Source organism: Corynebacterium sp. HMSC074A09 (genome assembly GCF_001811545.1).
Classification (GTDB): Bacteria; Actinomycetota; Actinomycetes; order Mycobacteriales; family Mycobacteriaceae; genus Corynebacterium; species Corynebacterium hiratae.
Map to the genome: position 1 here is coordinate 18,558 of NZ_KV805133.1, position 333 is coordinate 18,890.

Consider the following 333-nt stretch of genomic DNA (forward strand, 5'->3'; position numbering starts at 1 on the left):
GGTCAACACCCGCGAAAAACGCAGGTTAAAGATGTGCTCTGATGCTCTTATTGGCGCAAAAATCAAGACCATCTTCGATGATGAGCACGGGCTTTATGGTGCTAAACGCATCGCTGCAAGCCTCAACGACGATACGGACTTCGGCCCGATCAACCATAAGAAGGTCGCACGCATCATGAAATCCATGGGGCTGAAAGGCTTTAGTAAACGGCGTCGATGTATCACCACCAGGCGCACGCCTGGCCACCGAGTCATGCCCGATTTAATAGGCCGCAAATTCACAGCTGACAGGCCAAACCAGGTCTACGTAGGCGATATCACCTACCTGCCGTG

At 52.6% G+C, this 333-nt stretch carries 1 protein-coding gene; it reads left to right on the forward strand.

Features of this window, described 5'->3' with window-relative positions; genetic code table 11:
* The coding region (locus HMPREF2807_RS03785; RefSeq protein ID WP_198531371.1) for an IS3 family transposase at nucleotides 1–333 on the forward strand (333 nt) is incomplete at both ends.